30 protein-coding genes and 1 tRNA gene are annotated in these 21,556 nt (G+C 37.3%); 2 read left to right on the forward strand and 29 right to left on the reverse strand.

The window, feature by feature from the left end; all coding sequences use genetic code 11:
• Both ACRBG0_RS27670 and ACRBG0_RS27675 read left to right on the forward strand, forming a co-directional pair.
• Nucleotides 1–513, forward strand: a 513-nt coding sequence (locus ACRBG0_RS27670) for a hypothetical protein (RefSeq protein WP_431490071.1), incomplete at its 5' end; no start/stop codon positions are given.
• 5 nt (nt 514–518) lie between these two features.
• Nucleotides 519–619, forward strand: a tRNA-Leu gene (locus ACRBG0_RS27675).
• Nucleotides 620–633: 14 nt separating this feature from the next.
• Here the strand turns inward: ACRBG0_RS27675 and ACRBG0_RS27680 are convergent.
• The 29 genes from ACRBG0_RS27680 to ACRBG0_RS27820 all read right to left on the reverse strand — a co-directional run bounded on the left by ACRBG0_RS27680 (nt 634) and on the right by ACRBG0_RS27820 (nt 21,434).
• Nucleotides 634–1,017, reverse strand: coding sequence for a hypothetical protein (locus ACRBG0_RS27680; protein ID WP_431490072.1), 384 nt, complete (start codon nt 1,015–1,017; stop codon nt 634–636).
• Nucleotides 1,014–1,190: a hypothetical protein gene (locus ACRBG0_RS27685; RefSeq protein WP_431490073.1), complete on the reverse strand. Its 177-nt coding sequence runs from the start codon at nt 1,188–1,190 to the stop codon at nt 1,014–1,016. Before ACRBG0_RS27685 ends, ACRBG0_RS27680 begins: the two co-directional genes overlap by 4 nt.
• Nucleotides 1,187–1,633, reverse strand: a complete 447-nt coding sequence (locus tag ACRBG0_RS27690) for a hypothetical protein (protein WP_431490074.1) — start codon at nt 1,631–1,633, stop codon at nt 1,187–1,189. The genes ACRBG0_RS27685 and ACRBG0_RS27690 overlap by 4 nt, the downstream gene beginning before the upstream one ends.
• Complete coding sequence (locus tag ACRBG0_RS27695) at nt 1,630–1,845, reverse strand: hypothetical protein (RefSeq protein ID WP_431490075.1); 216 nt, start codon at nt 1,843–1,845, stop codon at nt 1,630–1,632. The genes ACRBG0_RS27690 and ACRBG0_RS27695 overlap by 4 nt, the downstream gene beginning before the upstream one ends.
• Before the next feature lie 5 nt (nt 1,846–1,850).
• Entirely contained in the window at nt 1,851–2,450 is a 600-nt protein-coding gene (locus ACRBG0_RS27700; protein ID WP_431490076.1) for a hypothetical protein, read from the reverse strand.
• Between the two features lie 14 nt (nt 2,451–2,464).
• Complete coding sequence (locus ACRBG0_RS27705; protein ID WP_431490077.1) at nt 2,465–2,998, reverse strand: hypothetical protein; 534 nt, start codon at nt 2,996–2,998, stop codon at nt 2,465–2,467.
• Nucleotides 2,998–3,231 carry a hypothetical protein gene (locus ACRBG0_RS27710; RefSeq protein WP_431490078.1) on the reverse strand — a complete coding sequence of 78 codons (234 nt, stop codon included), beginning with the start codon at nt 3,229–3,231 and terminating at the stop codon, nt 2,998–3,000. The genes ACRBG0_RS27705 and ACRBG0_RS27710 overlap by 1 nt, the downstream gene beginning before the upstream one ends.
• Nucleotides 3,232–3,248: 17 nt before the next feature.
• The gene (locus tag ACRBG0_RS27715; RefSeq protein ID WP_431490079.1) at nt 3,249–3,683 is read right to left on the reverse strand and encodes a hypothetical protein; all 435 of its coding nucleotides are present in this window, start codon (nt 3,681–3,683) and stop codon (nt 3,249–3,251) included.
• A 13-nt stretch (nt 3,684–3,696) separates the two neighbouring features.
• Nucleotides 3,697–5,034 (reverse strand): hypothetical protein, encoded by a 1,338-nt coding sequence (locus ACRBG0_RS27720; protein WP_431490080.1) that lies wholly within the window; start codon nt 5,032–5,034, stop codon nt 3,697–3,699.
• A gap of 15 nt (nt 5,035–5,049) precedes the next feature.
• Nucleotides 5,050–7,050, reverse strand: coding sequence for a LamG-like jellyroll fold domain-containing protein (locus tag ACRBG0_RS27725; RefSeq protein WP_431490081.1), 2,001 nt, complete (start codon nt 7,048–7,050; stop codon nt 5,050–5,052).
• Nucleotides 7,047–7,460 (reverse strand): hypothetical protein, encoded by a 414-nt coding sequence (locus ACRBG0_RS27730; protein ID WP_431490082.1) that lies wholly within the window; start codon nt 7,458–7,460, stop codon nt 7,047–7,049. The genes ACRBG0_RS27725 and ACRBG0_RS27730 overlap by 4 nt, the downstream gene beginning before the upstream one ends.
• Entirely contained in the window at nt 7,460–9,412 is a 1,953-nt protein-coding gene (locus tag ACRBG0_RS27735) for a hypothetical protein (protein ID WP_431490083.1), read from the reverse strand. Before ACRBG0_RS27735 ends, ACRBG0_RS27730 begins: the two co-directional genes overlap by 1 nt.
• Nucleotides 9,405–11,195, reverse strand: a complete 1,791-nt coding sequence (locus ACRBG0_RS27740; protein ID WP_431490084.1) for a hypothetical protein — start codon at nt 11,193–11,195, stop codon at nt 9,405–9,407. The genes ACRBG0_RS27735 and ACRBG0_RS27740 overlap by 8 nt, the downstream gene beginning before the upstream one ends.
• A 132-nt stretch (nt 11,196–11,327) precedes the next feature.
• Nucleotides 11,328–11,801, reverse strand: a complete 474-nt coding sequence (locus tag ACRBG0_RS27745; protein WP_431490085.1) for a hypothetical protein — start codon at nt 11,799–11,801, stop codon at nt 11,328–11,330.
• Nucleotides 11,802–11,810: 9 nt separating this feature from the next.
• The gene (locus ACRBG0_RS27750) at nt 11,811–12,779 is read right to left on the reverse strand and encodes a hypothetical protein (RefSeq protein ID WP_431490086.1); all 969 of its coding nucleotides are present in this window, start codon (nt 12,777–12,779) and stop codon (nt 11,811–11,813) included.
• A gap of 9 nt (nt 12,780–12,788) precedes the next feature.
• On the reverse strand, nt 12,789–13,247 hold the full coding sequence (locus tag ACRBG0_RS27755) for a hypothetical protein (protein ID WP_431490087.1): 459 nt from the start codon (nt 13,245–13,247) through the stop codon (nt 12,789–12,791).
• Nucleotides 13,248–13,260: 13 nt separating this feature from the next.
• Nucleotides 13,261–13,737 (reverse strand): hypothetical protein, encoded by a 477-nt coding sequence (locus tag ACRBG0_RS27760; RefSeq protein ID WP_431490088.1) that lies wholly within the window; start codon nt 13,735–13,737, stop codon nt 13,261–13,263.
• Nucleotides 13,715–14,188 carry a hypothetical protein gene (locus ACRBG0_RS27765; protein ID WP_431490089.1) on the reverse strand — a complete coding sequence of 158 codons (474 nt, stop codon included), beginning with the start codon at nt 14,186–14,188 and terminating at the stop codon, nt 13,715–13,717. The genes ACRBG0_RS27760 and ACRBG0_RS27765 overlap by 23 nt, the downstream gene beginning before the upstream one ends.
• Entirely contained in the window at nt 14,185–14,580 is a 396-nt protein-coding gene (locus ACRBG0_RS27770) for a hypothetical protein (RefSeq protein ID WP_431490090.1), read from the reverse strand. The genes ACRBG0_RS27765 and ACRBG0_RS27770 overlap by 4 nt, the downstream gene beginning before the upstream one ends.
• Nucleotides 14,580–14,966: a hypothetical protein gene (locus ACRBG0_RS27775; RefSeq protein WP_431490091.1), complete on the reverse strand. Its 387-nt coding sequence runs from the start codon at nt 14,964–14,966 to the stop codon at nt 14,580–14,582. The genes ACRBG0_RS27770 and ACRBG0_RS27775 overlap by 1 nt, the downstream gene beginning before the upstream one ends.
• 11 nt (nt 14,967–14,977) lie before the next feature.
• Nucleotides 14,978–15,928: a major capsid protein gene (locus ACRBG0_RS27780; RefSeq protein ID WP_431490092.1), complete on the reverse strand. Its 951-nt coding sequence runs from the start codon at nt 15,926–15,928 to the stop codon at nt 14,978–14,980.
• 13 nt (nt 15,929–15,941) lie between these two features.
• A complete protein-coding gene (locus ACRBG0_RS27785; protein ID WP_431490093.1) occupies nt 15,942–16,520 on the reverse strand; it encodes a hypothetical protein in 579 nt (192 codons plus the stop codon).
• 16 nt (nt 16,521–16,536) lie between these two features.
• Nucleotides 16,537–16,863 (reverse strand): hypothetical protein, encoded by a 327-nt coding sequence (locus tag ACRBG0_RS27790; RefSeq protein ID WP_431490094.1) that lies wholly within the window; start codon nt 16,861–16,863, stop codon nt 16,537–16,539.
• A gap of 120 nt (nt 16,864–16,983) precedes the next feature.
• On the reverse strand, nt 16,984–17,163 hold the full coding sequence (locus tag ACRBG0_RS27795; RefSeq protein WP_431490095.1) for a hypothetical protein: 180 nt from the start codon (nt 17,161–17,163) through the stop codon (nt 16,984–16,986).
• Complete coding sequence (locus ACRBG0_RS27800; RefSeq protein WP_431490096.1) at nt 17,150–17,344, reverse strand: hypothetical protein; 195 nt, start codon at nt 17,342–17,344, stop codon at nt 17,150–17,152. Before ACRBG0_RS27800 ends, ACRBG0_RS27795 begins: the two co-directional genes overlap by 14 nt.
• Nucleotide 17,345: 1 nt before the next feature.
• On the reverse strand, nt 17,346–18,077 hold the full coding sequence (locus tag ACRBG0_RS27805) for a hypothetical protein (protein ID WP_431490097.1): 732 nt from the start codon (nt 18,075–18,077) through the stop codon (nt 17,346–17,348).
• Nucleotides 18,077–19,504: a hypothetical protein gene (locus ACRBG0_RS27810; RefSeq protein WP_431490098.1), complete on the reverse strand. Its 1,428-nt coding sequence runs from the start codon at nt 19,502–19,504 to the stop codon at nt 18,077–18,079. The genes ACRBG0_RS27805 and ACRBG0_RS27810 overlap by 1 nt, the downstream gene beginning before the upstream one ends.
• 1 nt (nt 19,505) lies before the next feature.
• The gene (locus tag ACRBG0_RS27815) at nt 19,506–20,765 is read right to left on the reverse strand and encodes a terminase large subunit domain-containing protein (RefSeq protein ID WP_431490100.1); all 1,260 of its coding nucleotides are present in this window, start codon (nt 20,763–20,765) and stop codon (nt 19,506–19,508) included.
• Nucleotides 20,766–21,284: 519 nt separating this feature from the next.
• The gene (locus ACRBG0_RS27820; protein WP_431490099.1) at nt 21,285–21,434 is read right to left on the reverse strand and encodes a hypothetical protein; all 150 of its coding nucleotides are present in this window, start codon (nt 21,432–21,434) and stop codon (nt 21,285–21,287) included.
• Between the last annotated feature and the right edge of the window lie 122 nt (nt 21,435–21,556).

The following is a 21,556-nucleotide window of genomic DNA, read 5'->3' on the forward strand; positions in this document are numbered from 1 at the left end:
CAATTTTACAGACACAAGGATATGTCAGACGGACATCTAAACAAATGCAAAGAATGCACTAAAAAAGATACTCATTTACGTGCAGATCGATTAGCAAAAGATCATGCTTGGGTTGAAAAGGAAAAGGCTAGGCATCGTGCAAAGTATTATAGGCTTGGCTACAAAGAAAAGCATAAGCCTAGTTCAGAAGATAAACGTAAAGCGATGTATAAATACTGGGCTAAGTATCCAGAAAAGAAAAAAGCCCACAACATGAGCAGCCAATTAAAACCTGTTCACAAAGGCAATCATTTACATCATTGGTCTTATAACGATGAACACTTTAAAGATGTGATTGAATTGGGCCCAAAAACACATGCTGAAATACATAGATTTATTCAGTATGACCAAACAAAAAAGAAATATCGAGTTGTTAAAACAGGTGAATTGCTGAAAACAAAAAAGGCACATATGAATTTTCTAATGCCTTGGTTGATGCGCGAGGCTGCAAATTCAATTGTGTTAGATATTTAAAACAAAGGGCGGTGGCGGAATGGGTAGACGCTGTCGCGTACAAGACAAGGATACATGAGCGGCTTAAAAGCCTTGTCATGCAGGGTTCAAATCCCTGCCCGCCTTTTAGGAGAAGAAATATTAAATTTCGCTATTATCCAATTCAATATGCGGATAATCAAAAGTTCCATTATTAAATTTAATAATGGGCTTTAACTTAACGCCAAGATTATTTGCGCATTCATAAAAGTCTTTTCTCATTGAATCAAAGCTTTCTAAGTCATCCCAATTGCAAGGATAAGGCGTTGCATCAATTGCCCTTGACGGTGTTTTATTGTGTGCTGAATGAGGGAATCTAAGTTTAGAAAAACCATCTTCAAATAGATTGTTTTGCTCGTCTTTCCCGCGTCTGCCGCTAGTAATAGAAATATCTCTTCTTTTTGCTACTAAAGTCGCCAAAGCAATAAGTTTTGCATGAACGCCGCTATTTAACTTTCTCCATGAGCCTTTCCCAAATTTATTCATTTTGAAGCCCTTTTAGTTTCTGCCATCAGATACCCTAGCAATGGTGCATTTATTAATGCTAACCCTGTTCCTGTTGCACTTAAATCTGCTTTTATGTGCATAGCAAGCCAGAATGTTAGAAAGTTTAATCCTGTTACAATTCCAGCCGCTTTAAATCTCTTTGATTTGCTCATAATATTAAACCTATTAAAATTAGTAGTGAAGCACCTATTGTTAATTCTTGTGCGCCGTTTAAATATCCATCTTTTTCAATTGTGTTTGTTTTTAAAGTATCGACTCTAGTTTTAATTACTATTTTCTCAAAATTAGTATGAAACACTTTCATAGAATCTACTGGCAATGGAGAATAAGCCTCTACACGTATTTTGTAATTATCAGTTGAATCTTCATAAGTTGATTTAACAACTTTTTTTAAACTGTCTTTTTTATATACATATTTAATTTTATGCTTTATTTTATTCTTATATATAATCTTATCATTTTGTATAGTGTCCCGAACGATTAAAGTATCTGTGTCGCCTTTTATATATTCTTTTTCAATCTTAGTGGTTTCTGATTTTGTAGAAAAATACACTATTAAGCCGCCAAGAATGAACGCTAAGATCATTTCTTTCATAATTTATCAGTTACCCATGAAGCAACCAGTAAAAGAGCACCTAAGCCGATTATTGCTATCAATTTCTTTTTTATCCATTGTACAATATCCGATACAAATTTAATATTTTCGCCATTTTCTTTGTGCCATTTCTGCTGACGTACAATTTCTTCTTTGTTGCTGTATATAAAATCTAAAAGTTCTTGTTCTTCATCTTTGCTATAATTTGGCATATCTTTTAATCCTTCTTAAATAGCTTTTTTAAATTAGTAACCGCCGCCCGTATAACGTCCATCTCGCTAGGTCTTTCCTCTTCACTTGGTATTTCTAAATAATTTAAGCTCATGTAAATATATTTCTTTTCGTCTTCGTAAAGCTCTATAACGCGGCTCATTTTTATTTCTGCGGAAATATAGTTATCTTTTAAAATCGACTTATCTTCTAAGTCTTTTGTGAAGATAGTATATATCTTTCTATTTGTTAATTCAGAAAGCAGTTTGCTGTAATCTGCATCTATTCGCTGCCTTTGCCACTTATCCTTAATTGATGGCAAGCCGTTAAAAGCTTCGTGTATAATGCTAGAATACAAATGAGCGTCTAGTCTAGGCTTTCCGCCGCCGTTCTCACTTTTTAGTATCAAAGCCCGTTCTGCGCCCGTTTCAGATAATATATAATCTAAATTATAATGCAGCTCCGTCACAGTTTCATAAGCGGTTTTAAAATCCTTTTTTAATTTGCCTTTTTTTACATCTCTGTATTTGTCATATGAGACTTTAACCATAAAAGCTACAAAGCCGCCGAACAAATATTTTAATAATTCATTTACGAAAGAATCCATTTCCAAAGCCCTTGTTAAATATATGCGGACTTTTCGCCGTGTTTTGTTCTTTTTCTCTCAACTCTTTTGCGTATTTTTCCGATTTTTTTGTGAAAATATTCCTCAGAATCAAAATAGCCAATACGAAAAATGTCGGTATAATGAAGGAAACGAGCAAAGCCATACAAAATTACTCCTGTTAATAATAATAATTCTAAATTAAACAATATTTCGTGTAAATTAGAATAATAAAGCCACCTTAATTTCAGATCATAAAAAGGCAGTATGTTTAATGTAATTCTCGCACTATCTAAGATATACAAGGGCAAAGATAAAAATCCTTTGTAATTGCTTATGCTTTGCCATATAAAGGCATTGACTAGAAATATTTGCATAAATAAATATTTAAGCGGGTTAAGCCCCGTAAACTCTGCAAAATCTATACCCATTGCCAAAACAATATCGCGAACATATTCATTACGAACTAGCAAAGTACTTAATACAAAGCCTAGCAAAATCCATTTTACGGGCTCTAATGAAAACCCGTAAATAAGTACGCTTTTTTTCATTATGAATCACAATATGCTGGCGGGTTACTTCCTAAGCATGGGTTGCAGCCACTTGACGGGCAAGGCTCGGAAAGCAATACAATAGGCTTGCCGCAATTTTCACATTTTTCAACATCTTTTTTATCAAGACTCTTGAAATACTTATACCAATTCCAGCCATGTTTAAGCATATAAGCGTGCATAGCCTCTTCTAGCGTTTCTTTAATAATTTCCTTGATTCTTCCAACATTCATTTTTTTATTCTCCTTTGTTATATTATCCCTGCATTTAAAGCCGTCACAGTAGCGCCTCTATTAGCGCCCCAAGCGTCGCCATTTTGTTTTACTAAATCCTCAAAATTTTCGTTGAAAAATACTATATCATATTTTCTTATTTCTACGTCGTCATTTATGGCTAAATCATCGTCCATTGTGATTGTGTTCTCATCAGTTTCCGTAAAACTTTCAGAGGTGCCATTTACAAGAACTTCCATTATTCCTTGACCTAACGGATAAGGGAAAGGCAAATTTATAATTTTAGTAACAGATGTTTCCGTATACTCGAAAAATATAGCGGGGAAAGTTTTACGTATATCTATCCCACTTGCGTCAACTGAGTTTGCTACCGCCTCCACTTCATTCAAATTAAAATATTCCACTTCCGCATCTTGAATAATTAAATTTCCGTTGTCTTTAAAAATGTACATCTTCTTTACTTTCCTATAGATATTGAACTATATTTATTCTTTTTACATACATATACGCATCTCTATTACTAAGTATTTCAAGCGTTTGAATGTTGCCACCAATTCCAGACCCTTTGTATATTGTTGTGCTATCAGAAATAGTAAATACTTCGCCGCCGCTAGCAGGTATTTTGGAATCATAAAGAGTATTAGAAAAAATAACCGTTGACCCGTTTTTACTTACAAATCTTACCTGAAATCTTTGATTGTTCCGAGTAGGCAAAACAGTTAACTCAACTTCAATATAGAGCCATGAATTGTCATCAACTGACGAAAAATCAAACTGGTTTAAATCGCTATCCCAATAAGGCGTGACAGAGCTAGAAAGATTTGAATTACTCGCTATGCCATCCCCGTCATTCGGAATTTGCGTCCATATGTTTCTATCTATCGTAACAGGGATGGTTTCGGATGTTAGGTCTGCTATTGACTCCCACCCGTTGCTTACATTGACAAGTCTGTCGGATATAACTTGAACTTTTGAACCTAGATAGAACTCGTTCGATGAATTTCCTAACAATGTAAAGTTTGAGCCGTCAAGACTGTAAACCGTTGTATAGTATACATTTGTATCGCCTTGATTATTTTTTTCTCGAAACTCAACAGGGTTATCAAACAGAATAGAATTATCCCCGTCTGATAAATTAAATGTATTTCCGTCGTCGACATCGGAATATATTATCTTATCAGGGTCGCTGTTCCCTGCGCCATAAGAATCTAATTCTATTTTCATAGCTATATTCGATGCACTGCCTACGCATTTAAAACGCCTATCTATTGCCGCAATGTCGGAGCCCGTTATTGCGACAACGGCGAATTGAAATGAGTTAGCAGTTATTTGTGTATCAAATATTGGCTGCAACTCCGCGACAACGGGCTCTAACCTTTTTCTGTAAAATGGGCGTGCTGATGTTGCGTCATTATTTTGCTGAGACACAATAGGAATATACACTCTATTGAAATTTACATCCCGTATGCCCAGATTTGCACCGTTTGCGCTTGCGTCAATAGACGACCCTACACGAATTGTAGAGCCCGCAACTTTTAGCTTTTTCTTATTCCCTATTTTTATTCCTACTTTTACAAAATTTTCGTCCTCTGATATCGCCGATTCTTTAAATTTGCCGTCCTCATCCATTAGAGGGATTGTATTTTCTGGCACATTGTCCGTTGTTTCAGTTTTGTACAGCGTTGAATCTACGCCATCGTCTAAAGATTTTCGTAAATCTTCTGGTTTTATTAACTCTTGATTATTGTCTGGAAATAAATTGTTTATTTCGGTTTTTTGTTCTTCAGGTGTATTTTTAGCCATCGTTCTCTCCTTTTGTTATGCGAATCCATCCGAAAAGCCAGATGAAAAGCCTAACCCTGTAATTGTGCTTAATAAACTGCTGTAATCGTATGGGATTTCTAAACTGTTATTTGCTTGCATCCCTTGCCTTAAAGCTCCGTTTACCGTGTAATCATTCTCTTTAAAATCTATTATTGTATTTGTATCAAATTGAGGCAACCCTATAAGCCCTTCAAAATAATTAGAGCTTGAAACATCCGAGCCTATAAATAAGTTACTAGCCGAATCGTCGCTATATGTTCCGCTGCCAACTACGTCTATATTAACCGTTACTTGGGTTACACCTTGATATACAATGGGAAGATTAAAGTCCGTTGTATCCGCCCATATCATTAAAGACCTATCACCACCCACACCGCTATCAATATCGAAATCAAATGTGTATTCTGAGTTAGTTGTTGACCTTGATAAAATTAGCTTTAGAGTTGCGCTTGCGCCTATCGCATCAACTTCTATTCGCCATCCTGTTTTATCGATCAATACATCGCCCGAAGAGGCGTTTTCTAAATTAATTAGCAAACCAAGAACGCCACCGCTATCAAATAGATTATTTATAGCCGCGCTTTGTGTTATTTCTAAATTGTCGTCGATTCCATCGAATGTATAAGAAGCATATTTTGAGACCCTATCAAGTCTAGGAATCCAAAGCGAATCTATATTTTCCCAAGAATCGTTGCAATATCCTAGTGCCGTTGTATTTGGTGAATCACTAGTATCTAAGAATTGGAATCTATTATCCATCCTGTCGTTGTAAGAAAAGTCGGCTAGCGAATCGCTTTCAGGCGTTGTGTCTAGCGTTACCGTTTGTCCTGCTATTATACCGCCCGCATCGTCACCGCTTGGGCTAGGCGCAACGGTGGCTATTTGAGCCGATTCACCACTGTAATCTAGTGGATTTCCTTCTGCATCAGTTGTTCCACTAACAGCAGGTACTATTACAGAGCCGTTTATAGTGTAACCGTTTTTATTAACATAAGACCATGCTACCCCGTTGTCTGTAATATAGCTGGGCGAATTTGCGTTAGTTCCATCATTACCTTTTATGCCAAAAGCATTTAACCCATCTTCTTCTTCAAGCGGAAAAAATTCCTGAGTATGGAATGGTAGTTTTCCACACGTTCTTAATGACTCTAATTCTAAATCTGTAGCGATGGTAGCTATGCCCACTTTTGATATTGTTCCGTTTAGATATGTTGTTGCATCTCGTGATGCAATTGTTAGCGGAGTATTAGGCATTTTAAACGTTGTTATCGGGGCGTCAAATGTTTTTGTTACGGAAACATTATAGTTATTATCTACATTTAGTTGCAAATTTCCGTTCGCAAAGCTGAAACTCACAAAATGCCAATTACCATCATTTACTGTAATTGATGATGTAAAATAATCTTTAGTCGTTGAAGCTCCGTATGTGCCGTCACTCGTAAAAACGACTCTTAAATTTCCCGATGCGTTTATGTTTGCTCGCCATGATCGCAGATTTCCACTTGTTCTATACGCCGCCAGTATTTCAGCGTTTGTGTCCGTTGTTTTTACCCACGCCCACGCAGCAAGAGAAGTTCCGTCCGTATATGCAAAATTAGGCACACTTACGTCTTGAGTAGCACCGTCAAAATCTAATGCACTTCCTTGTCTTGCGCCAACAGTTAATGGCGTAGAATGATCTATTGTATTGTCGCTATTAAAATTCTGTTCGCCGCTTATGAAATACCAATAAACCAGTGCTTGCTCTAATAAAGAAGGATTTTCACCTATAAATTTTTCCATATCTAAAATATATTCAGAGCCGCTTGTTAAGCTAATTAGCCATTGTTTATAAGCATCTTCTAAATGATCTTGAGTAAATCCGTTCAATGTTAAAAATTGCCTCCATGCCTCGTTTTCATTGTCGGACGTTGCGCCATTGGCTTGCAAGTATTCAACAATCGATTTATAGCCATCGTTCCCAAAAGCGTTTATAAAACTATTTATATGCCTCATGGTTTAGTCCCTGTCGTTTTTGTATCACACGTTATAGTCATTTTGCAAGTAAAGCTATCTGTATATTTGCTGTCTATGTCTCTTTTAAAGATCAAATCCGTTTTTGGCTTTTCTACTACCATATTTGTGTTGTATTCGTAATAAGCGTCACCGCTTGCTACTTCGTCTATATTTGTAATATATTCAAGATCGTCTTCGGTTTTGAAAACGTAATCGTACACATCTTGCTTTTCACTTTCTTTAATATTGTAGAAATAAACATTTAAAACTAACGTGTCGCCGATTCGCTCAAAGTTATTGCGCCCATCGATGAACTTATAATCTCGTGATCTTCTTCTGAAACTTTCCTCTATCCTAACTTTCTCTACGGATAAAGTAAGAGTCCCTTCTATGCCGCTTTCAAATTCCATTAAGCCTCAACTCCCGTAATTTTGGCGATGCCGTTCTTTATGCTGAATCCATATTTTATTGGGCTGTATGTTATCGAATCGTATTCGATTTTATTATAAGGGTTGACACTACCGTCCTTGACAGACATTTCTATGCTATTCTTTTCTTCATTGCCAAATACCGATTCCAATGAAGAAACGGCTTTTTCTCCTATTAGATACTGCAACTCCCTTGACTCGTCAACGGTTGAGCTCTCATAATTCGGGGCTAAATACTTTCCCGAATCAACGCTGTAATCTATTTTTTCATCGTACTCAGCCGTTGTGATTCCAATCTCTAAGTTTGCGACAAAGAGCCTTATTGGCATTGTCGCTGTTGCTGCCCTCACGACAGCGTTTACGGGCTGTCCAATATTGGTTATTTGATGCCTTATTCGCCCGCCGCCGATGTCCGTTGCAGACATTAATTCGTAGTAGCCATCAAAAGATGGCTGCGAGGGAACAGCAATATTCACATAGTTAGTTCTTAAATATCCTGTTGTCTCAAGTGCCAAGAATGTTTGACCGCCGCCTGTTGTGTGCGTGTAAACATTTGGCGAATTTGGCACTTCCATTGAAGCGTAAGTGCCATCCTCGTTTAATATGTTTCCAGTAATATTTCCAAATGACAATATGAGATCGCCCACATCTTCCAATAGTTGTTCGCTTTCAATATATCCGTTATTATCTGGCGTAAGGTTCTCTTCTCTAGCAATATTTAGATTCGTTGTTGCCGTGTTTGTAGCATCGAAATAGAGTGTAAAATCAATAGAATCCAAGTACGTAGTGAAATCGCCAGCGGTGCTTTCGATGTATGGGAACAACGCGCCAATATCTGCGCTAATAACAACAGAATCGCCAATATTGACATCTGTTTCAAAGTCGCTTCTATCCAAAAGTATATTTAAAGTATCACTTGGGCTATATATGTTAAAATTAATTATATCTGTGCCGAAATAGACCGTTTTCGTATCATAGTATGTTGTAAATGGGTCTGATTCGCTGTCCCCAACTTGGTTTAATCCACCTACAGTTGTAGACCAGTTTGTTGCCGCATAGTTGGACGTTGAAAATTGCATGAATTTATCAATCTTAGATAAAACTTCGTTTGCGTATCTACTTGAAATCCCTCTAGATGAAAAACCGCTATTAGTGACATTTATACCACCTCTGTAGTTATCGAAGTAACCTCTATTAAGATAGCTTTTTTTTCTCACTATACTATTCACCGCAACACTTTCGGTCAACGCTATTGATGTACTAGCTTCATTTCTTAGCCAGAAATAAGCTTCGCCTTTCCATGCGCAATAGTTTATCCCAAAGTCATTTGTAATCTGGAGAGGGGAAAAATCCGCGCTAGTTTGCACAGTAATAAAAGAATCCCCGCCGCCTGCATCATTTTTATCAAAATAAATATCAATAGTATCTGATTCCGACAATTCATATATTAAGCCTGTTGAGCTGTTAATGTAGTTGACGCTAGTAATTCCATTCGTGCTAAGTATTTCTTCCAGCACATCGCTAAGAGAATACTCGCCGCCATAAAGCGTAAGACCGCTAAAGTTCACACCACTTGGGTCTAATAAATCCGCACCTATCGTTATATTTACATAATCCGCTTTAGCTGTTTTTTGATAAACAATACTACTTAGTTGTGGGTATCCTCTAAAATATTCCACGCCGCCTACCTCTACCAGCCATATTTGCGACATTATATTGTCGTGCTGATCATAAACAGCGTCCGCTATATTGCTAAGTTTAACAACTAATTTTCCGTAAAATACCCCATCTATATTTGAAAAATCATATATAATATCAGAAACATCCATTATCTTGGCATCTATCAAAGTTGTTGACGTTTTGCCACCGATATAAATATCGACATCGCCAAGCGTTGAGATCGTAGGCGTTGTGTTTATAGTGTAATTAGCCACTTGTCAGCCTCGCTAAATTTTGATCTTGCACTCCTTGGTTGTAAATATCTACATAATCGGACGCTAGTGCGTTTGTCGTTATTTCTATGCTGTCCCCAGAGCTTTGATTTTCTTGAATAATCTCTAGCAATTCTTGCTGGTTCTTTGCCATCATAGCCATTTGTTGCTGCAATCTTCTTTGGCTGCCTACCACAAATTCCTGCTGCGGAATATTTAAAACACGTTCACCCGCGTTTGCAAGTATCGGCGTTCTATCGCCTGAAAAAGAATTGCCGCCAATTATGCCACCATCTTGGAAGCCTTGTATATTTCTAAATAATCCGTTCACAAGACCTTGAGCACCTGCCGCCACTAATAAGTTAAAAGGGAAAGGAACTGTCTTTAAAATTGATGATATAAGCCCTGCAACTGCTTCCGATGTTTCGGCTTTTAAAACAATTGCTAATCCCTCGCGCGCGCTTTTAGCTTCTGCTAATTGGTTTGTTGTTCTTATATCTTTTTGTAGTTTAGCTTCGCCTAACGCTATTTTTTTTCTTTTCTTAGCGTCCGCTTCGTCTCTTTTTTTTCTATTTTCGCTTTGCTTATTTAAAAATGATTGATAGTCAAAAGTAGCACTCTTTATCACTTCACCAGTTCCAAGCACAACCTGTTCAACTTGACTACGCATATCAACTTCAAAGGCTTCACCGAATGCGTTTGCAGCCTCCGTGCCAAATGTTGCCCATCGTTCTATGCTATTTTCTGTAAAGCTTGTAAATACTGCGCCTACTTTTTCAAATTCACCGCTTAGAACTAGGCTAATTATTGAACCTAGTGTGCTAAAGCCATTTATTATTTGATCGAAACCAGTTTTTAATAATTCAAAGAAAGACACAAATGTTTGCTTTAAAATCTGTATCGACTGCCTAAATATTGTTGATTCATTATAAAGTGTTATAAAATAGTTTATTGTTGCAACTAAGCCGCTTATGGTGCTGTTTAAAGCTGTTGACAGTATATCTAATCCTTTTGACAAACCTGTTATTAATAGATTTATAAAAGGCTCTAGCTTTTGTCCTGTTTTATTTAGAAATGTTAAAAACTGATCACCTAAGTTTGATATGCGTCCTTCAAATGTTTTAGATATTGCGGCGGTGGAACCCGTAACGCCCTCTACTTCTCCTAAGCCTATTAAATAGGCTTGTATAGAATCGCTTGTAAAATCAACTTGAGTTTTAACACCTTTAAATGCAAACTCTACTTGATCGCCTTGCTTGCTAGCACGTATACCAAATTCTTTTAAGCGTTCAAATTCGCCTGTCTGAGCGTCAATAATAGCTTCCGCTAACTGGTCAAATCCCTTGCCTGTTGAGTTGGCTAAATCTTGCAATTTCACTAATTGATCGCTAGTCGCTAAAAGACCTTGATTTGCTAGTTTTACATAAGAACCTGTAAGCTCACGAACGCTGAAATTAGACTTTGCCGCCTCTTTTGTTATTAATTCTTGAGCCGCCGCCGCCGCTTGCGCGTTGCCCAATGTATTTTCTAAGACAGCGGAATATCGTTGCATTTCGCCGCGTGTATCAACTACCTTGCGCCCAAACTCAACTATTTTATCTATCGCGAATAACGCAACTGAAGCCTTTGCAACCGTCTTTATTGCGTTGCCAAACTTGTTTACCCTTTGGGCGTTGTCGTCTATCTTGTTCCCTAGATTTTTAAAGCCTTGCTCAATTTTTTTAGCACCTTGTTGAATTTGCTTCGTGTCAAGTGTGCCAATTATGTCAAATTCATTTGTTGCCATCTAGTTCCCGTTGTTCGTTCATTAAAGCAACTGCATTTAGCCGCTTTAATATTTGGAAATTATCCATTTTAGCGTATCTATCGTAGTTCTCCATTCCTTTCTCTAAGGTCATGCAAACACTTGAAAGATAGTCTATGTCTTCGCTGCCTCTTTTTCCTCCGCTATTGTAAAGCTTTGGGAAAGATTGCGAGTAATGATGCTGATATTCAAAAAAAAAGTGAACAAACTAAAAACTTCGTCCTCGTCTGCGTGCAAAAGATCATTTTCAATTACTTTTCTCTTTTCCTCAAATTCCTCAAAGCTCTCAAAGTTTAAGCCGCTTTCTGGCTCAATTACACAAGATGCAACGACTATCATAAACCTTGAGTCTTTAGCCTCTTGTAATAGCGATTTTATTGCACTCGCCATGTTTATATTCTCTAGTAGAACTTTTAATTGATCGGCTAGTTTCATGTCGCCTTTTTTTGCATAAAAAACTTCGTATGCTTTAGAGACTAAAGACATTACCGCTTGAATGTCTATCGCGCTTAGTGCGCTAGTTGACACGGAAGCTTGCGCTCCGTTCATTTTTTTGACTTTTTTGTAATCTTTGCCGTTGATTTTCATTGTTTTTCCTTAGATCGTATCTTTATTGTTTTTCTTCCACGCTATAAAACGGTATATAGAGCCACTTGATGATGCTGGGAATACCGTATTTTCAGCGATGCTAGCGGGGTCTATTCTTTGGTCGCCCGATATTGTAGTATCTAAAACCACTTGACCGTTGCAAGTCATGTAGAAAACTGTATCTGCACCATCGTAATAAACTTTTGAAACTATAGAAGTTCTATTTGAAGGAATTATTGTAGGCTCATTTAATATAACTTGGCTTGAGGCTTTGAAGTATTCAATGGTTACGCTGCCTGAACTCCCTGCTATTGCAAAGTTAAACCCGTTATCGCTATTGCCATCCGTGTTGTCAAATACATATCTCGACGTCCCAACTTTTACATCAATATCCACAACCATTTCGAAATATGTATAATCAGTCGTTGGCATTGGCATATTTAATTGACCTTGTTCGTACTCAAAAAAACCACTTGAACCCGTAGATTCATAATAGCTTAAATTTTGAGCCGCTGCCGTGTAGTTAATAGTTCCATTTTGCGTCAATGCATTTTCATTAGGATTTGACGATGGCGCTTGATTGTTAATTCTATTTGAATTTCTAAAATCGTACGCAACTTGGTAGCTTGAGGCGCTAAAATCAAAAACAGGCGGTTTTTTCATAAATCGAACCGAACCAGATGCAGCACCTTGCGCGGGTCTTTCATTGCTAATGACTGTCAATTCAAAGACTGTACCGCTAGTAATATCCTCTACATAGTAGACTTTATTGTCTAAAAATGTTCCTGTTCCACTTATTTCACAATAAAGGTCAGTATCATTTAGCAAGTCTTGAATCCAATCGGCATTTTCTAGGGTCTCTTTTCCCGTAGTGCTTACCGTCACCGCTATTTGTTCGTCTGCGCCTCCCGCGCCACCACCACTTAAATTGGTGATGGTGTAATCATTATCTATACTTATTCCGTAAGTAATAGCCATCTTGCGCCCCTAAGTTATAGTTAGAGCAGATAGAGGTAAGTACTTTTCAGCGGTTACTTGATAGCGTAGTGTATCTGCATTATCGCCACCTAGTAATTGCTTTCTAAAATATGCAATAGGCTGGTCGGTTACGCCTGAGTCTAGCGTCAATGTTTCACCGCTTAAAAATGTAACTTTAATAAAAGCCGTGCATTCTGTAATTGTTAGCTCATTTGCAAATGTTACTTGAGCCGCTGCCGCTAGTGGCTTGTAAATAAACGAAAGTGTTGCTTTTATCGTGTGAGGATAGCCTGCATCTGAATCAGCTACTGAGCTTGAAATTTCTTCGAAATCGATACTAACATCTTGCATTGCTTCCGCTGGTATTGTTACCGCCGTTGCGCCGCCTGTGGCGTTGTCAACATCTACGGATAGAATACCGCCAGATATAAGCTGATTGCCTCGTATGGTGACTGGTGTGTAAGCCATTTTAATTATCCTTTTATATATTAACGCTTAATAACGTCACATTAATTGTAAATTTTGCAACGTGTGTTGCCGTTCCTGCTGTATTAGCTTGCCCGAATGCCTTATCTGGCAAAGAGCCGTTTCTTTCTATTTCAAATTGATCTAAATTGTATCTAGGTGCTTCTGTGTACAGCAGCTTCTCTTTAACTAACTCAATTATCTTTTGAAATTCAATATTAAAATCTTCATCATTAGTCATATATACAAGATAAGCTTCTAAGGTTAATGAGCTCGCGCCTCTGTTTTCGTTGGTAGAATCAGAGCTTTCAATATACATAACGCCCTGTTTTAATTGGTCGCCATGCGGTTTATTAACTTTGATGGAAGCATCTATAACATAATTTATAAGCTGCGTGCCGTCGTCGTCTTGTAGGCTTTCTAAATAGCCTTTCAAGAGATTGAACTCTGTTAAATATACAGATGTTACACTATTTAAATTGTAAACGGTCATAGGTCTTGCTCAATGCTTGTACAATTACTTTAATTACTTGCGTTTTTTCTTTTTCTAGCAATCCGTAAAATGGTCGTTTTTTAGATATGCCGCTTGCAATGTCTCTTAAATTAGATTTGCTTTTTGTATGCGTTTTATTTGGAACAACCATTGTTATAGTTTGCTTTGTTTTACTTTTTTTAATCTTCCAAGAATTTAGCAAAGAACGTAAAAGCTCGCCCGTAAATTGCAAATCTGGCGTTGTGCCTCTTCTGCTCTTAATTCTCTTATTTTTGTATTTTTCCGTATATTCATCAAAAGTTCCTGTAAGTCCTTTTCCCTTGTCCGATCTATCAGAAATTAAGCCGACTGCCTCTACACCGCCAAGCTCTAGGGCTTTAGTAGCGTCTAAGTCCGCAACCTTTTTAAGATTTTTTATAACGTCTGAGGCGTCAACTTTAAATTTTATCATCTCGTTATCGGTATAGAGTAAGTTTTTCTTTCATTTATCCCGTCTGGTTCATCAAAATTAAGCGCGGAAATGTCTTTAGGTATTCTGCTAACTATTTCTTCATTCTGAATTGCCATGTACTGAATAAATGTATCATCTTCCTGCATCGTAGGACTGATTTGTTTGGCGATATGAAGCAAGTTCATTTCCAGAGCAACAAATTTCAATTGCTCTGGATTTGAAATCTCTTCAATATCAAAATTGGGATAGTCGCTAAACTTGTAATTGATCTCCGCACCAAGCTTATTTTTTACATAGTCTTGATAATAAGTAGTTGTGGCATCCTCTAATATAGCGGGTAAAACCACGTCTTCGGGTTCATATAAAGTTGCGTCCGTCCAATTTGTAGCCATTACATATCCGTGATTTTGTTATCTTGTACGTAAGTCTCAACCGTTCCCGCATGGGCTACCGCTGTCAAGCTATACCCAACATAACGGTATTGAAAATCTGGCGGGATAGGAATATTAAACGTTTCCGTTGCGGTTTTTGCAGGGAAAGTATACGCCGTAGTTGCGCCACTTGAAAGATCGTTATCTGCATCTTTTCCAAGCAATGCAAAAACAAAGCTTCCCGAAGTGAATGTCAAATCAACTACAATTTGTATATTCGCATTCGTTGCGCGTTTAGACTCGCCTAAGTCTGCCGCTGTTGTATACACAGCACTTGAGCCACTTACAGCGGTGCTTGTTGCTAGTTCTAAGTCTTTGAGGCGAAAGACTTCTTTATATACTGTCATTTTTTACCTTTCTAAGAGATTTGCGCTTCTGCGTTTGATACGCCATCCGAAACAAAAATCGGAACTCCGTTAATAGATTGGACTTGAAGTTCTAAGCTCTTCATACCGTCGCCCATTACGTTATATGTGATCGGGTTAGTAGTAAATTCGTTAACGTAGTCCATTGCTTGTCGTGAGCATACAATAGCATCATATCCAAATTTACCGTAAGTGATAAGCTTAGAGATGTCACCCAATTCAGGCTTATTAGATGCGTCAATGTTTGCATAGCGTCCAATCCCCGCTTCATTTGGTGCGATTCCGATTTCCCAATTGAATTTTGTAGTGTGTGCAAAATATTCGTTAGTTCCACCGCTATCTGTTGTTTCTAGCAAGCCCATATATTGAGCTTTTGCGCCCGCGCCAACTTGAGCATTGTAAAGCCATTGAAAGCCGTCGCGACCAAATCTTAAAAAATACATTGACGTTAAAGCCGAGCCGCTACCGCCTGCACCTAATACTGTAACACGATCAGCTGTATTATCAAGGCTAGGTTTAACATATTGCAAGCCTGTCATGTTTACACCATCGCCTCCCGCTTGGTTAAAAGCGTCGTTTTCAACTTGATTAGCTAGCGCGCGAATATGAGTTTCGTTTTGTACCGCTAATTCTGCCGCTAGCCCATCAGGGTTTTTAGTTACTTCCACTTCGTCAATTTTAGAGACAGGCGTATAAGGCGATGTCTTAAATAAAACGGGTGTAAATTCCGCTTTGCTTGGCGCAGTACCTTGATTAATCGCTCTCGCGGCTACCGTTGGTTCTGCCGTCTGGATGCTACTTTCAAAAAAACCACCATCACGTCCAACCGCAGGGGCTAACGCTAATAGAGGATTTTCTTTCACTAATTCATACGTGACCGCGTAGCTTTCGGAATCTCCCGAACGCGCTGCAATGTCAAGTATGGTGTTTTTACCTAGTGCCATTTTGTTTCCTATTTTATTTATTGTGTCTTTTTACTTGCTCTTTAAACACATCTGATAAGCTAGAAGGATTTTCATTTTGCTTAGGCTGCTCACGAGGCTTGTCATTTAGTGGTGGTTCTACTTTGAGCACTCCTAAATCTTTTTGCTTTTTAAACTCTTCTAAGTTTTTTTCAATAGCCTCTGGCGTATCATTTTCAAAGTCATAGTAACGAGATAATTTCTCATTTTCTCTGATTTTGAAATCTTCCGCTATGTTCGTCCACTCTTTTTTGTTCTTTTCGTTATAAGAATTAATCTTGGTTTGATAATCCTCTAAACTCTTCTGAGTGGCTTCTTTATCAGATGTAAGTTGTGATATTGTTTGCTCTAAAGTGCTCTTAGCTTCCTCGCTACTTGCCTTCTCTGCTTCTAGTTCGCGTATACGCTCTTTGCGCTTCATTGCTTCTGATTCCGCTTTGCCTACTGCTTTTTCGGCGACCTCGAAATCTCGATCTATCTCGTTCAATGATTGAACTATCGTTGCGTAATTTTCACCTAACGCCGTAGCGACGCTTTCTTTTTTAATCTCGGCGATCAATTCTGCTATGTTCATAATATTAAATCCTTAGTTAATTTTCAAGTACTTTTTTTATTCGCTCTATATCTTCCCTCATATTACTTGCATCCGCTTCATAATGCACCGTCACTTCCGCGTGTGTCCCCGTGTGATTAGTCACTTGCAACATTATGCGTAATTCCCTAGGCAAATTAAGTTCATCTTGAATTTTCATATATACGAATCGCTCTTTAGTCACTTGAAGCATTACTTTTTTCTTTCCACCTAAAATTAGCACGTTACTAACTTTTTTACTTTTCGCCTTTTGTGGCTCTTTTTTATTTACCTCTTCTGGTATTTCGACTTGTTCTTCTTTTGGCTTTGCCGTTGATTTTTCCATGTTCTTTCCTTTGTTATTATGGATTTTTATACTATATTCATTTTACCAGAACAATTATAACATTGATACCTGTTCCTCAGCGGACAGGTATTTTTGTTTATATATCTGTTATTTTCGCTATTACCTCAGCCCCTGCATATCTTCCATCGCCTCTCCAAAATCATCCATTGATGATTGGATTGTGCTTTTTACTGCGTCTGCTTCTTTCCCCTGGGCAACATTTACAACATCTCTAGCCGCCGCTACGGGCGTTATTGCAAGCTTTACAGTACCTGATACTACATTACTAAAAAATCCCATTTCCTTCTCCTTTTTGTCTATTTATATAGTTTTTGAAGCTTTCTCTGCCGTTGATTATTTCGGGTTTGCAAATACAATAGTCTGTCTTTGTATGCCCACTTTCTTTATCGTATTGCTCGTGGCTTTCATCGTAGCAATCTACAATATCATTTGTTGGCAAGACATGTAGCGTATCATCCATATCAATTTTCCTTATTTAACTTCTCTATTTGTTCTTCATCTGTAACGTATCTTTTTCTATGCCTGCAATTATAGCCGCCTAGATAAATGTCTGCGGGTAATCCTTGTCCGTTGTTCCACTTTTTTGCTTGATCGTCATTGTAGTAATTTCTAACACGATCGGCGCAGAATTCACGATTTAAACTATCCTTAGCACCCGCATATTGAAACCAATAAAGCCCTAAATCGTTAGCCGTTACCGTAGTTAGCTCGTTATCATAGCCTTGTACGGTAGTTGTTGCGATAGTCCTAGCTTGACCGTTTATAGATTTAAAAGCTGATTCCACCGCCTGCAATGGCGTTTCCTTTTTTAAGTTAGCTATAGTTAAGCGCTTTCGTATCTTTTTCCCTAGATCATTTACTAGCTTTTTAGTGTCGATTAAAGTTTTTGCAAGAACAGGCTTTGCTGCTTCTTTTTGAACGCTGCCTTTAATGCTTTTTAAATCATATTCCAAAGCTATAAGCTTGTCTATCTCTTCTAGTATGCTGTCAAAAGATGAACCAATTTTGTTTAATCCACTTGATGCCAATATTCTATTTATTCTTTTTTTAAGTAATTTAGGAGACGACTTAACACTATCCGCGCCTATTCCGGATAGTTCTTTTTTTACTAACCTCAAAGCACCAAGCAATGATTTTCTGTATTTTCTATAGAGCTTTTTTTCTAGCTCTAATAAGTCGTCTTCAATCGCCATTAATTATCGTCTTCGCTTTCCTCTGGAATTTCTGTTGGAGCTTCTAGTTCTGCCGCTGCAATAATTGCTTTCGCCTCTTCCTCTGTTACATTTTGCAATTCCATTAAAGATAGGGTTTTTGTTGTCATATTATTATCTAATAAGAATTGTTCTTTTTCTAGTTGGTCGGTAAGTGACGGCATTATTTCACGCGTTGGAATGCTAACTTTTATCGTAGAGTTTTCATCTATTTTTTTCATCTTACTATCTCTCGATTTAGCGTGGTAGTTATTAACTACCTTAATGATCTCGTACATATCCGTTAAGCCTTGTTCGTATATATGCCGATCTGAGTTAATGAAGCTATTCTTCGTTTCATCATTTAAAGCTATCGATATACCGCTTTGAACGCTGCCGCCGCTTGTGCCGCTTTCTTGTTGCAATCCGTATTTTGACAATTCATAATCTACCGTCGCCGTATAGTGACCGTCTAAGCCGCTTAATTGCACATTCGGGCTTACAAACTCCAATCTTTCATCTGTATCACCTTGCAAGCCTTTTTGCATTATCTGTAAACGTTTTGGCGATACTTTAAAGTCTTTGATTTGCTCATTATTATAAGTCGTTAAGGTTAATATTGAGTAGCTTTGCTGATCGAATGTATTTTCTATCCCTGTGCGCTGAAATAGTAGAGAGTTTTCAGAATTTTCAAGCCGTCTTGCTCTTGTATCTGTGAAGAAATCGTCTAAAATTTCGCTTTGATGCCAATAAGCAAATGGAAGCTTTCCATACATATTTTCTACCGTATCGTAGACCATAACAGGAGGCAAGACCGTAGTAGAATTATTCACGTCGTCAGCGCCGTAGTAGTATGTCGCTATGCCTATCACCTCATTTGACCACAAATAAAATGTTCTTGTTCCCGTTCCGTATTGTTGAATGGCTTTATTAAGCCTTACTTCATATATCATAACTTCTACGTGGTTGTCTTCATTCGTTACTACATCGAATAGATCGGGAGTTATAATGTCCATTTTAATTTTGTCTTCGGCTTCCGAGTAGCTTACTTTTGTAGCTATAGTGTCTAAGCCATTAATCATCTTATTCAAATAGCGTAATTGATTCCACGGGATTTCGTCACCGTATATTTTCCGATCTGTATCGGGTTCATAAATAATAATTGGTTCATTTTCAAATATAACCGCTAGTGCATCCGTTACCTTAGACCCAAATTCTGGATTAATAATATTCGTTTTTTCTTTTTCGTTTTCCCAATCTTCGATTTTATCCTCGAAAACGTAATCATAGTTTAAATCTGCTCTACCGATAAGATAATTTTTTTGTCTCCTATACATCTCTTTTTGTAGCTGCCTATCACTAGTTAAAATCAAAGATGAATTTTTTATTACTTGATCTGCCGTTTCTTTGTTTTTTAAATCAATTGCCATTTTAATTCTTTCTGTTGTTCATTTTAAAGTATCTATTAACAAATAGATTGTAAATTAAATATCTGAAAGCATCGCTCATATCTTTGTGCTGTTCTTCATATCCGCTACTTACGCCGTTTTTGTCAATAACTCTTGACCACTTTTCTAGGCTAGAAATTAAATTCTTGCATCTTGGATGGATAACAACGCGCATTTTTTCAAATAAATTATTCCCAATAGTTACGCCATCACTTATATACGAACTTCTGTATCTAGGGTTTAAGCCCATGTCTAACATGGTTTGAATATTCGTTCTCGGGGCATCCTCTGATCTTTGATTTCCAGCAGGGTCGCAAAATTCCTCACGCACATTTAAATTATGTGTTTTTAATTTAGCTTTATACTCAAGAATTGTAGTATCTATAGAATTGATACGTACACAGATTTCGTCTATTATATATAATTTATCTTCATACTGATTATAATATCCAATGACAACTGTAGTAGGGTGGTCAAATCCAAAATCCCATCCACTTACTTCTTTGTGTCTACCCGCTTCTACTGGAAAGGTTCTTACGTGCTTTTCGCGGTCAAAGTTAACCCACACGGTAGCACCCTCTAAATTTACAAAATCGCCATCTATGTAAGCCTGTCTTTGCTTTTCTGTATAGTTATTAGTTAGATTTTCTAAGTAGTCACTAGGCAAGTAAGGATTATCAGTTGTTTTCATTCGGATAATTTGATAATCGAAATTGCCGTTTTCTTCCCATCTTTCATACGTAAATTTAAAACCCTCAGGCGTTGTACAGGCACAGCCTTGCATATAATTGCCAACGCGCATTCGTCCAAGTAAGTTTTTCCATGCTAATTTTGCTTTAACATAGGGCAGCACATCAAGTTCATCTACTATAAACCATGCTATCTCAACGCCTACTATTTCCTCTGGCTTGCTAAGATGTTTTAGTAAAATTTCTGTTGGTCTTGAATTTTTGAAGTATAGAACTATTTTTTTTGTTGATTGCGTTGTTTTGTAATCGTATGGAATATTATATTTGTACGCCATTTCTTGCCATGCGGGAAGGAATACCGTTTCTAGGTCTACATTACGAGGCATGGCTACAATGCCATAGTGCCCTCTATTGTAATTAGCTAGTTTTAGTGCCTTGCGAACTAATGTGCTAGTCTTTCCTGCTCCATATCCAGCTAATAAAAGCGGGTGCTTGCGGTTACAGTTTATAAATTCTTGCTGCGCTGGCAGCCTGTCACTTATGTTAAATTTCAGTTATCATAAATCTTTCTTCGCCTTTAATTTGTTGATTGCGTCGATTATTCTCCTTTGTAAATTTTCTCACCTCTCACTTGCTGATAACTTCAAAAAATGATGCCTATTTGCATCGTCTATTATATTCATTTCTTAACCTAGATCAGCTAATAAGCTTAATACTCGCTTAGCTTCTATTTCGTCACAATTTTCAAAAGCCAACGATCTTGGCGTTTTAATCATTTCGCCTTTCATCTCAAAAACATAGCAAAAATCTATTAAACACAAAGCATATGATCTGAAAGCCTCAGCGTCTTTAAACTTTTCTTGGTTCTCAAACAACTTATTTAATAGATAAAATATTGCTCCATGCGTAGGCGTTTCTCTCGACTGTTTTAACTCGCACTTAATGTACAAATTGTTTTTCTTATTCTCAAGTTTTGCAACAAACTTATAGTAAGCTTCTGCATATTGCTCTAGCGGGTGGAATATTCCTTGTTTAAAGTAACCTAAAAATTTAATGGTTTACCCTTTCAGATTTCATTTATCTTGTAATTCTTCACTCAGATTATAGACTATACGCCTAGTGCGCGTTATTCTATCGCCATCAAGACCGTTTATATATTCTTCTAAATGCTCTAATAAATTATCAACTTCGTTTAATACTGTTAAGACTTTTTCAGATTTCATTTATCATCCTTTATAGTGATTGCAATTTTTAGGTTTTCTTAAATAAACCTCCACGCTCATCTTTATCTATTGCGCATTAACCTAATAATTAAAGTTAAAGGCTATTGCGTATAACCCACGTT

Origin of the sequence: Lewinella sp., assembly GCF_050633125.1 — a bacterium.
GTDB lineage: Bacteria > Bacteroidota > Bacteroidia > Chitinophagales > Saprospiraceae > Lewinella.

What these genes read in the sequence shown, in the direction of transcription:
- ACRBG0_RS27710 (WP_431490078.1), bottom strand. Translation starts at nt 3,231, where the DNA reads ATGAATGTTGGAAGAATCAAGGAAATTATTAAAGAAACGCTAGAAGAG.
- ACRBG0_RS27690 (WP_431490074.1), bottom strand. Translation starts at nt 1,633, where the DNA reads ATGAAAGAAATGATCTTAGCGTTCATTCTTGGCGGCTTAATAGTGTAT.
- ACRBG0_RS27775 (WP_431490091.1), bottom strand. Translation starts at nt 14,966, where the DNA reads ATGACAGTATATAAAGAAGTCTTTCGCCTCAAAGACTTAGAACTAGCA.
- ACRBG0_RS27715 (WP_431490079.1), bottom strand. Translation starts at nt 3,683, where the DNA reads ATGTACATTTTTAAAGACAACGGAAATTTAATTATTCAAGATGCGGAA.
- ACRBG0_RS27750 (WP_431490086.1), bottom strand. Translation starts at nt 12,779, where the DNA reads ATGGCTATTACTTACGGAATAAGTATAGATAATGATTACACCATCACC.
- ACRBG0_RS27810 (WP_431490098.1), bottom strand. Translation starts at nt 19,504, where the DNA reads ATGGCAATTGATTTAAAAAACAAAGAAACGGCAGATCAAGTAATAAAA.
- ACRBG0_RS27730 (WP_431490082.1), bottom strand. Translation starts at nt 7,460, where the DNA reads ATGGAATTTGAAAGCGGCATAGAAGGGACTCTTACTTTATCCGTAGAG.
- ACRBG0_RS27780 (WP_431490092.1), bottom strand. Translation starts at nt 15,928, where the DNA reads ATGGCACTAGGTAAAAACACCATACTTGACATTGCAGCGCGTTCGGGA.
- ACRBG0_RS27740 (WP_431490084.1), bottom strand. Translation starts at nt 11,195, where the DNA reads ATGGCAACAAATGAATTTGACATAATTGGCACACTTGACACGAAGCAA.
- ACRBG0_RS27700 (WP_431490076.1), bottom strand. Translation starts at nt 2,450, where the DNA reads ATGGATTCTTTCGTAAATGAATTATTAAAATATTTGTTCGGCGGCTTT.
- ACRBG0_RS27800 (WP_431490096.1), bottom strand. Translation starts at nt 17,344, where the DNA reads ATGGATGATACGCTACATGTCTTGCCAACAAATGATATTGTAGATTGC.
- ACRBG0_RS27680 (WP_431490072.1), bottom strand. Translation starts at nt 1,017, where the DNA reads ATGAATAAATTTGGGAAAGGCTCATGGAGAAAGTTAAATAGCGGCGTT.
- ACRBG0_RS27770 (WP_431490090.1), bottom strand. Translation starts at nt 14,580, where the DNA reads ATGGCTACAAATTGGACGGACGCAACTTTATATGAACCCGAAGACGTG.
- ACRBG0_RS27765 (WP_431490089.1), bottom strand. Translation starts at nt 14,188, where the DNA reads ATGATAAAATTTAAAGTTGACGCCTCAGACGTTATAAAAAATCTTAAA.
- ACRBG0_RS27760 (WP_431490088.1), bottom strand. Translation starts at nt 13,737, where the DNA reads ATGACCGTTTACAATTTAAATAGTGTAACATCTGTATATTTAACAGAG.
- ACRBG0_RS27720 (WP_431490080.1), bottom strand. Translation starts at nt 5,034, where the DNA reads ATGGCTAAAAATACACCTGAAGAACAAAAAACCGAAATAAACAATTTA.
- ACRBG0_RS27805 (WP_431490097.1), bottom strand. Translation starts at nt 18,077, where the DNA reads ATGGCGATTGAAGACGACTTATTAGAGCTAGAAAAAAAGCTCTATAGA.
- ACRBG0_RS27745 (WP_431490085.1), bottom strand. Translation starts at nt 11,801, where the DNA reads ATGAAAATCAACGGCAAAGATTACAAAAAAGTCAAAAAAATGAACGGA.
- ACRBG0_RS27685 (WP_431490073.1), bottom strand. Translation starts at nt 1,190, where the DNA reads ATGAGCAAATCAAAGAGATTTAAAGCGGCTGGAATTGTAACAGGATTA.
- ACRBG0_RS27790 (WP_431490094.1), bottom strand. Translation starts at nt 16,863, where the DNA reads ATGGAAAAATCAACGGCAAAGCCAAAAGAAGAACAAGTCGAAATACCA.
- ACRBG0_RS27705 (WP_431490077.1), bottom strand. Translation starts at nt 2,998, where the DNA reads ATGAAAAAAAGCGTACTTATTTACGGGTTTTCATTAGAGCCCGTAAAA.
- ACRBG0_RS27795 (WP_431490095.1), bottom strand. Translation starts at nt 17,163, where the DNA reads ATGGGATTTTTTAGTAATGTAGTATCAGGTACTGTAAAGCTTGCAATA.
- ACRBG0_RS27820 (WP_431490099.1), bottom strand. Translation starts at nt 21,434, where the DNA reads ATGAAATCTGAAAAAGTCTTAACAGTATTAAACGAAGTTGATAATTTA.
- ACRBG0_RS27785 (WP_431490093.1), bottom strand. Translation starts at nt 16,520, where the DNA reads ATGAACATAGCAGAATTGATCGCCGAGATTAAAAAAGAAAGCGTCGCT.
- ACRBG0_RS27695 (WP_431490075.1), bottom strand. Translation starts at nt 1,845, where the DNA reads ATGCCAAATTATAGCAAAGATGAAGAACAAGAACTTTTAGATTTTATA.
- ACRBG0_RS27725 (WP_431490081.1), bottom strand. Translation starts at nt 7,050, where the DNA reads ATGAGGCATATAAATAGTTTTATAAACGCTTTTGGGAACGATGGCTAT.
- ACRBG0_RS27755 (WP_431490087.1), bottom strand. Translation starts at nt 13,247, where the DNA reads ATGGCTTACACACCAGTCACCATACGAGGCAATCAGCTTATATCTGGC.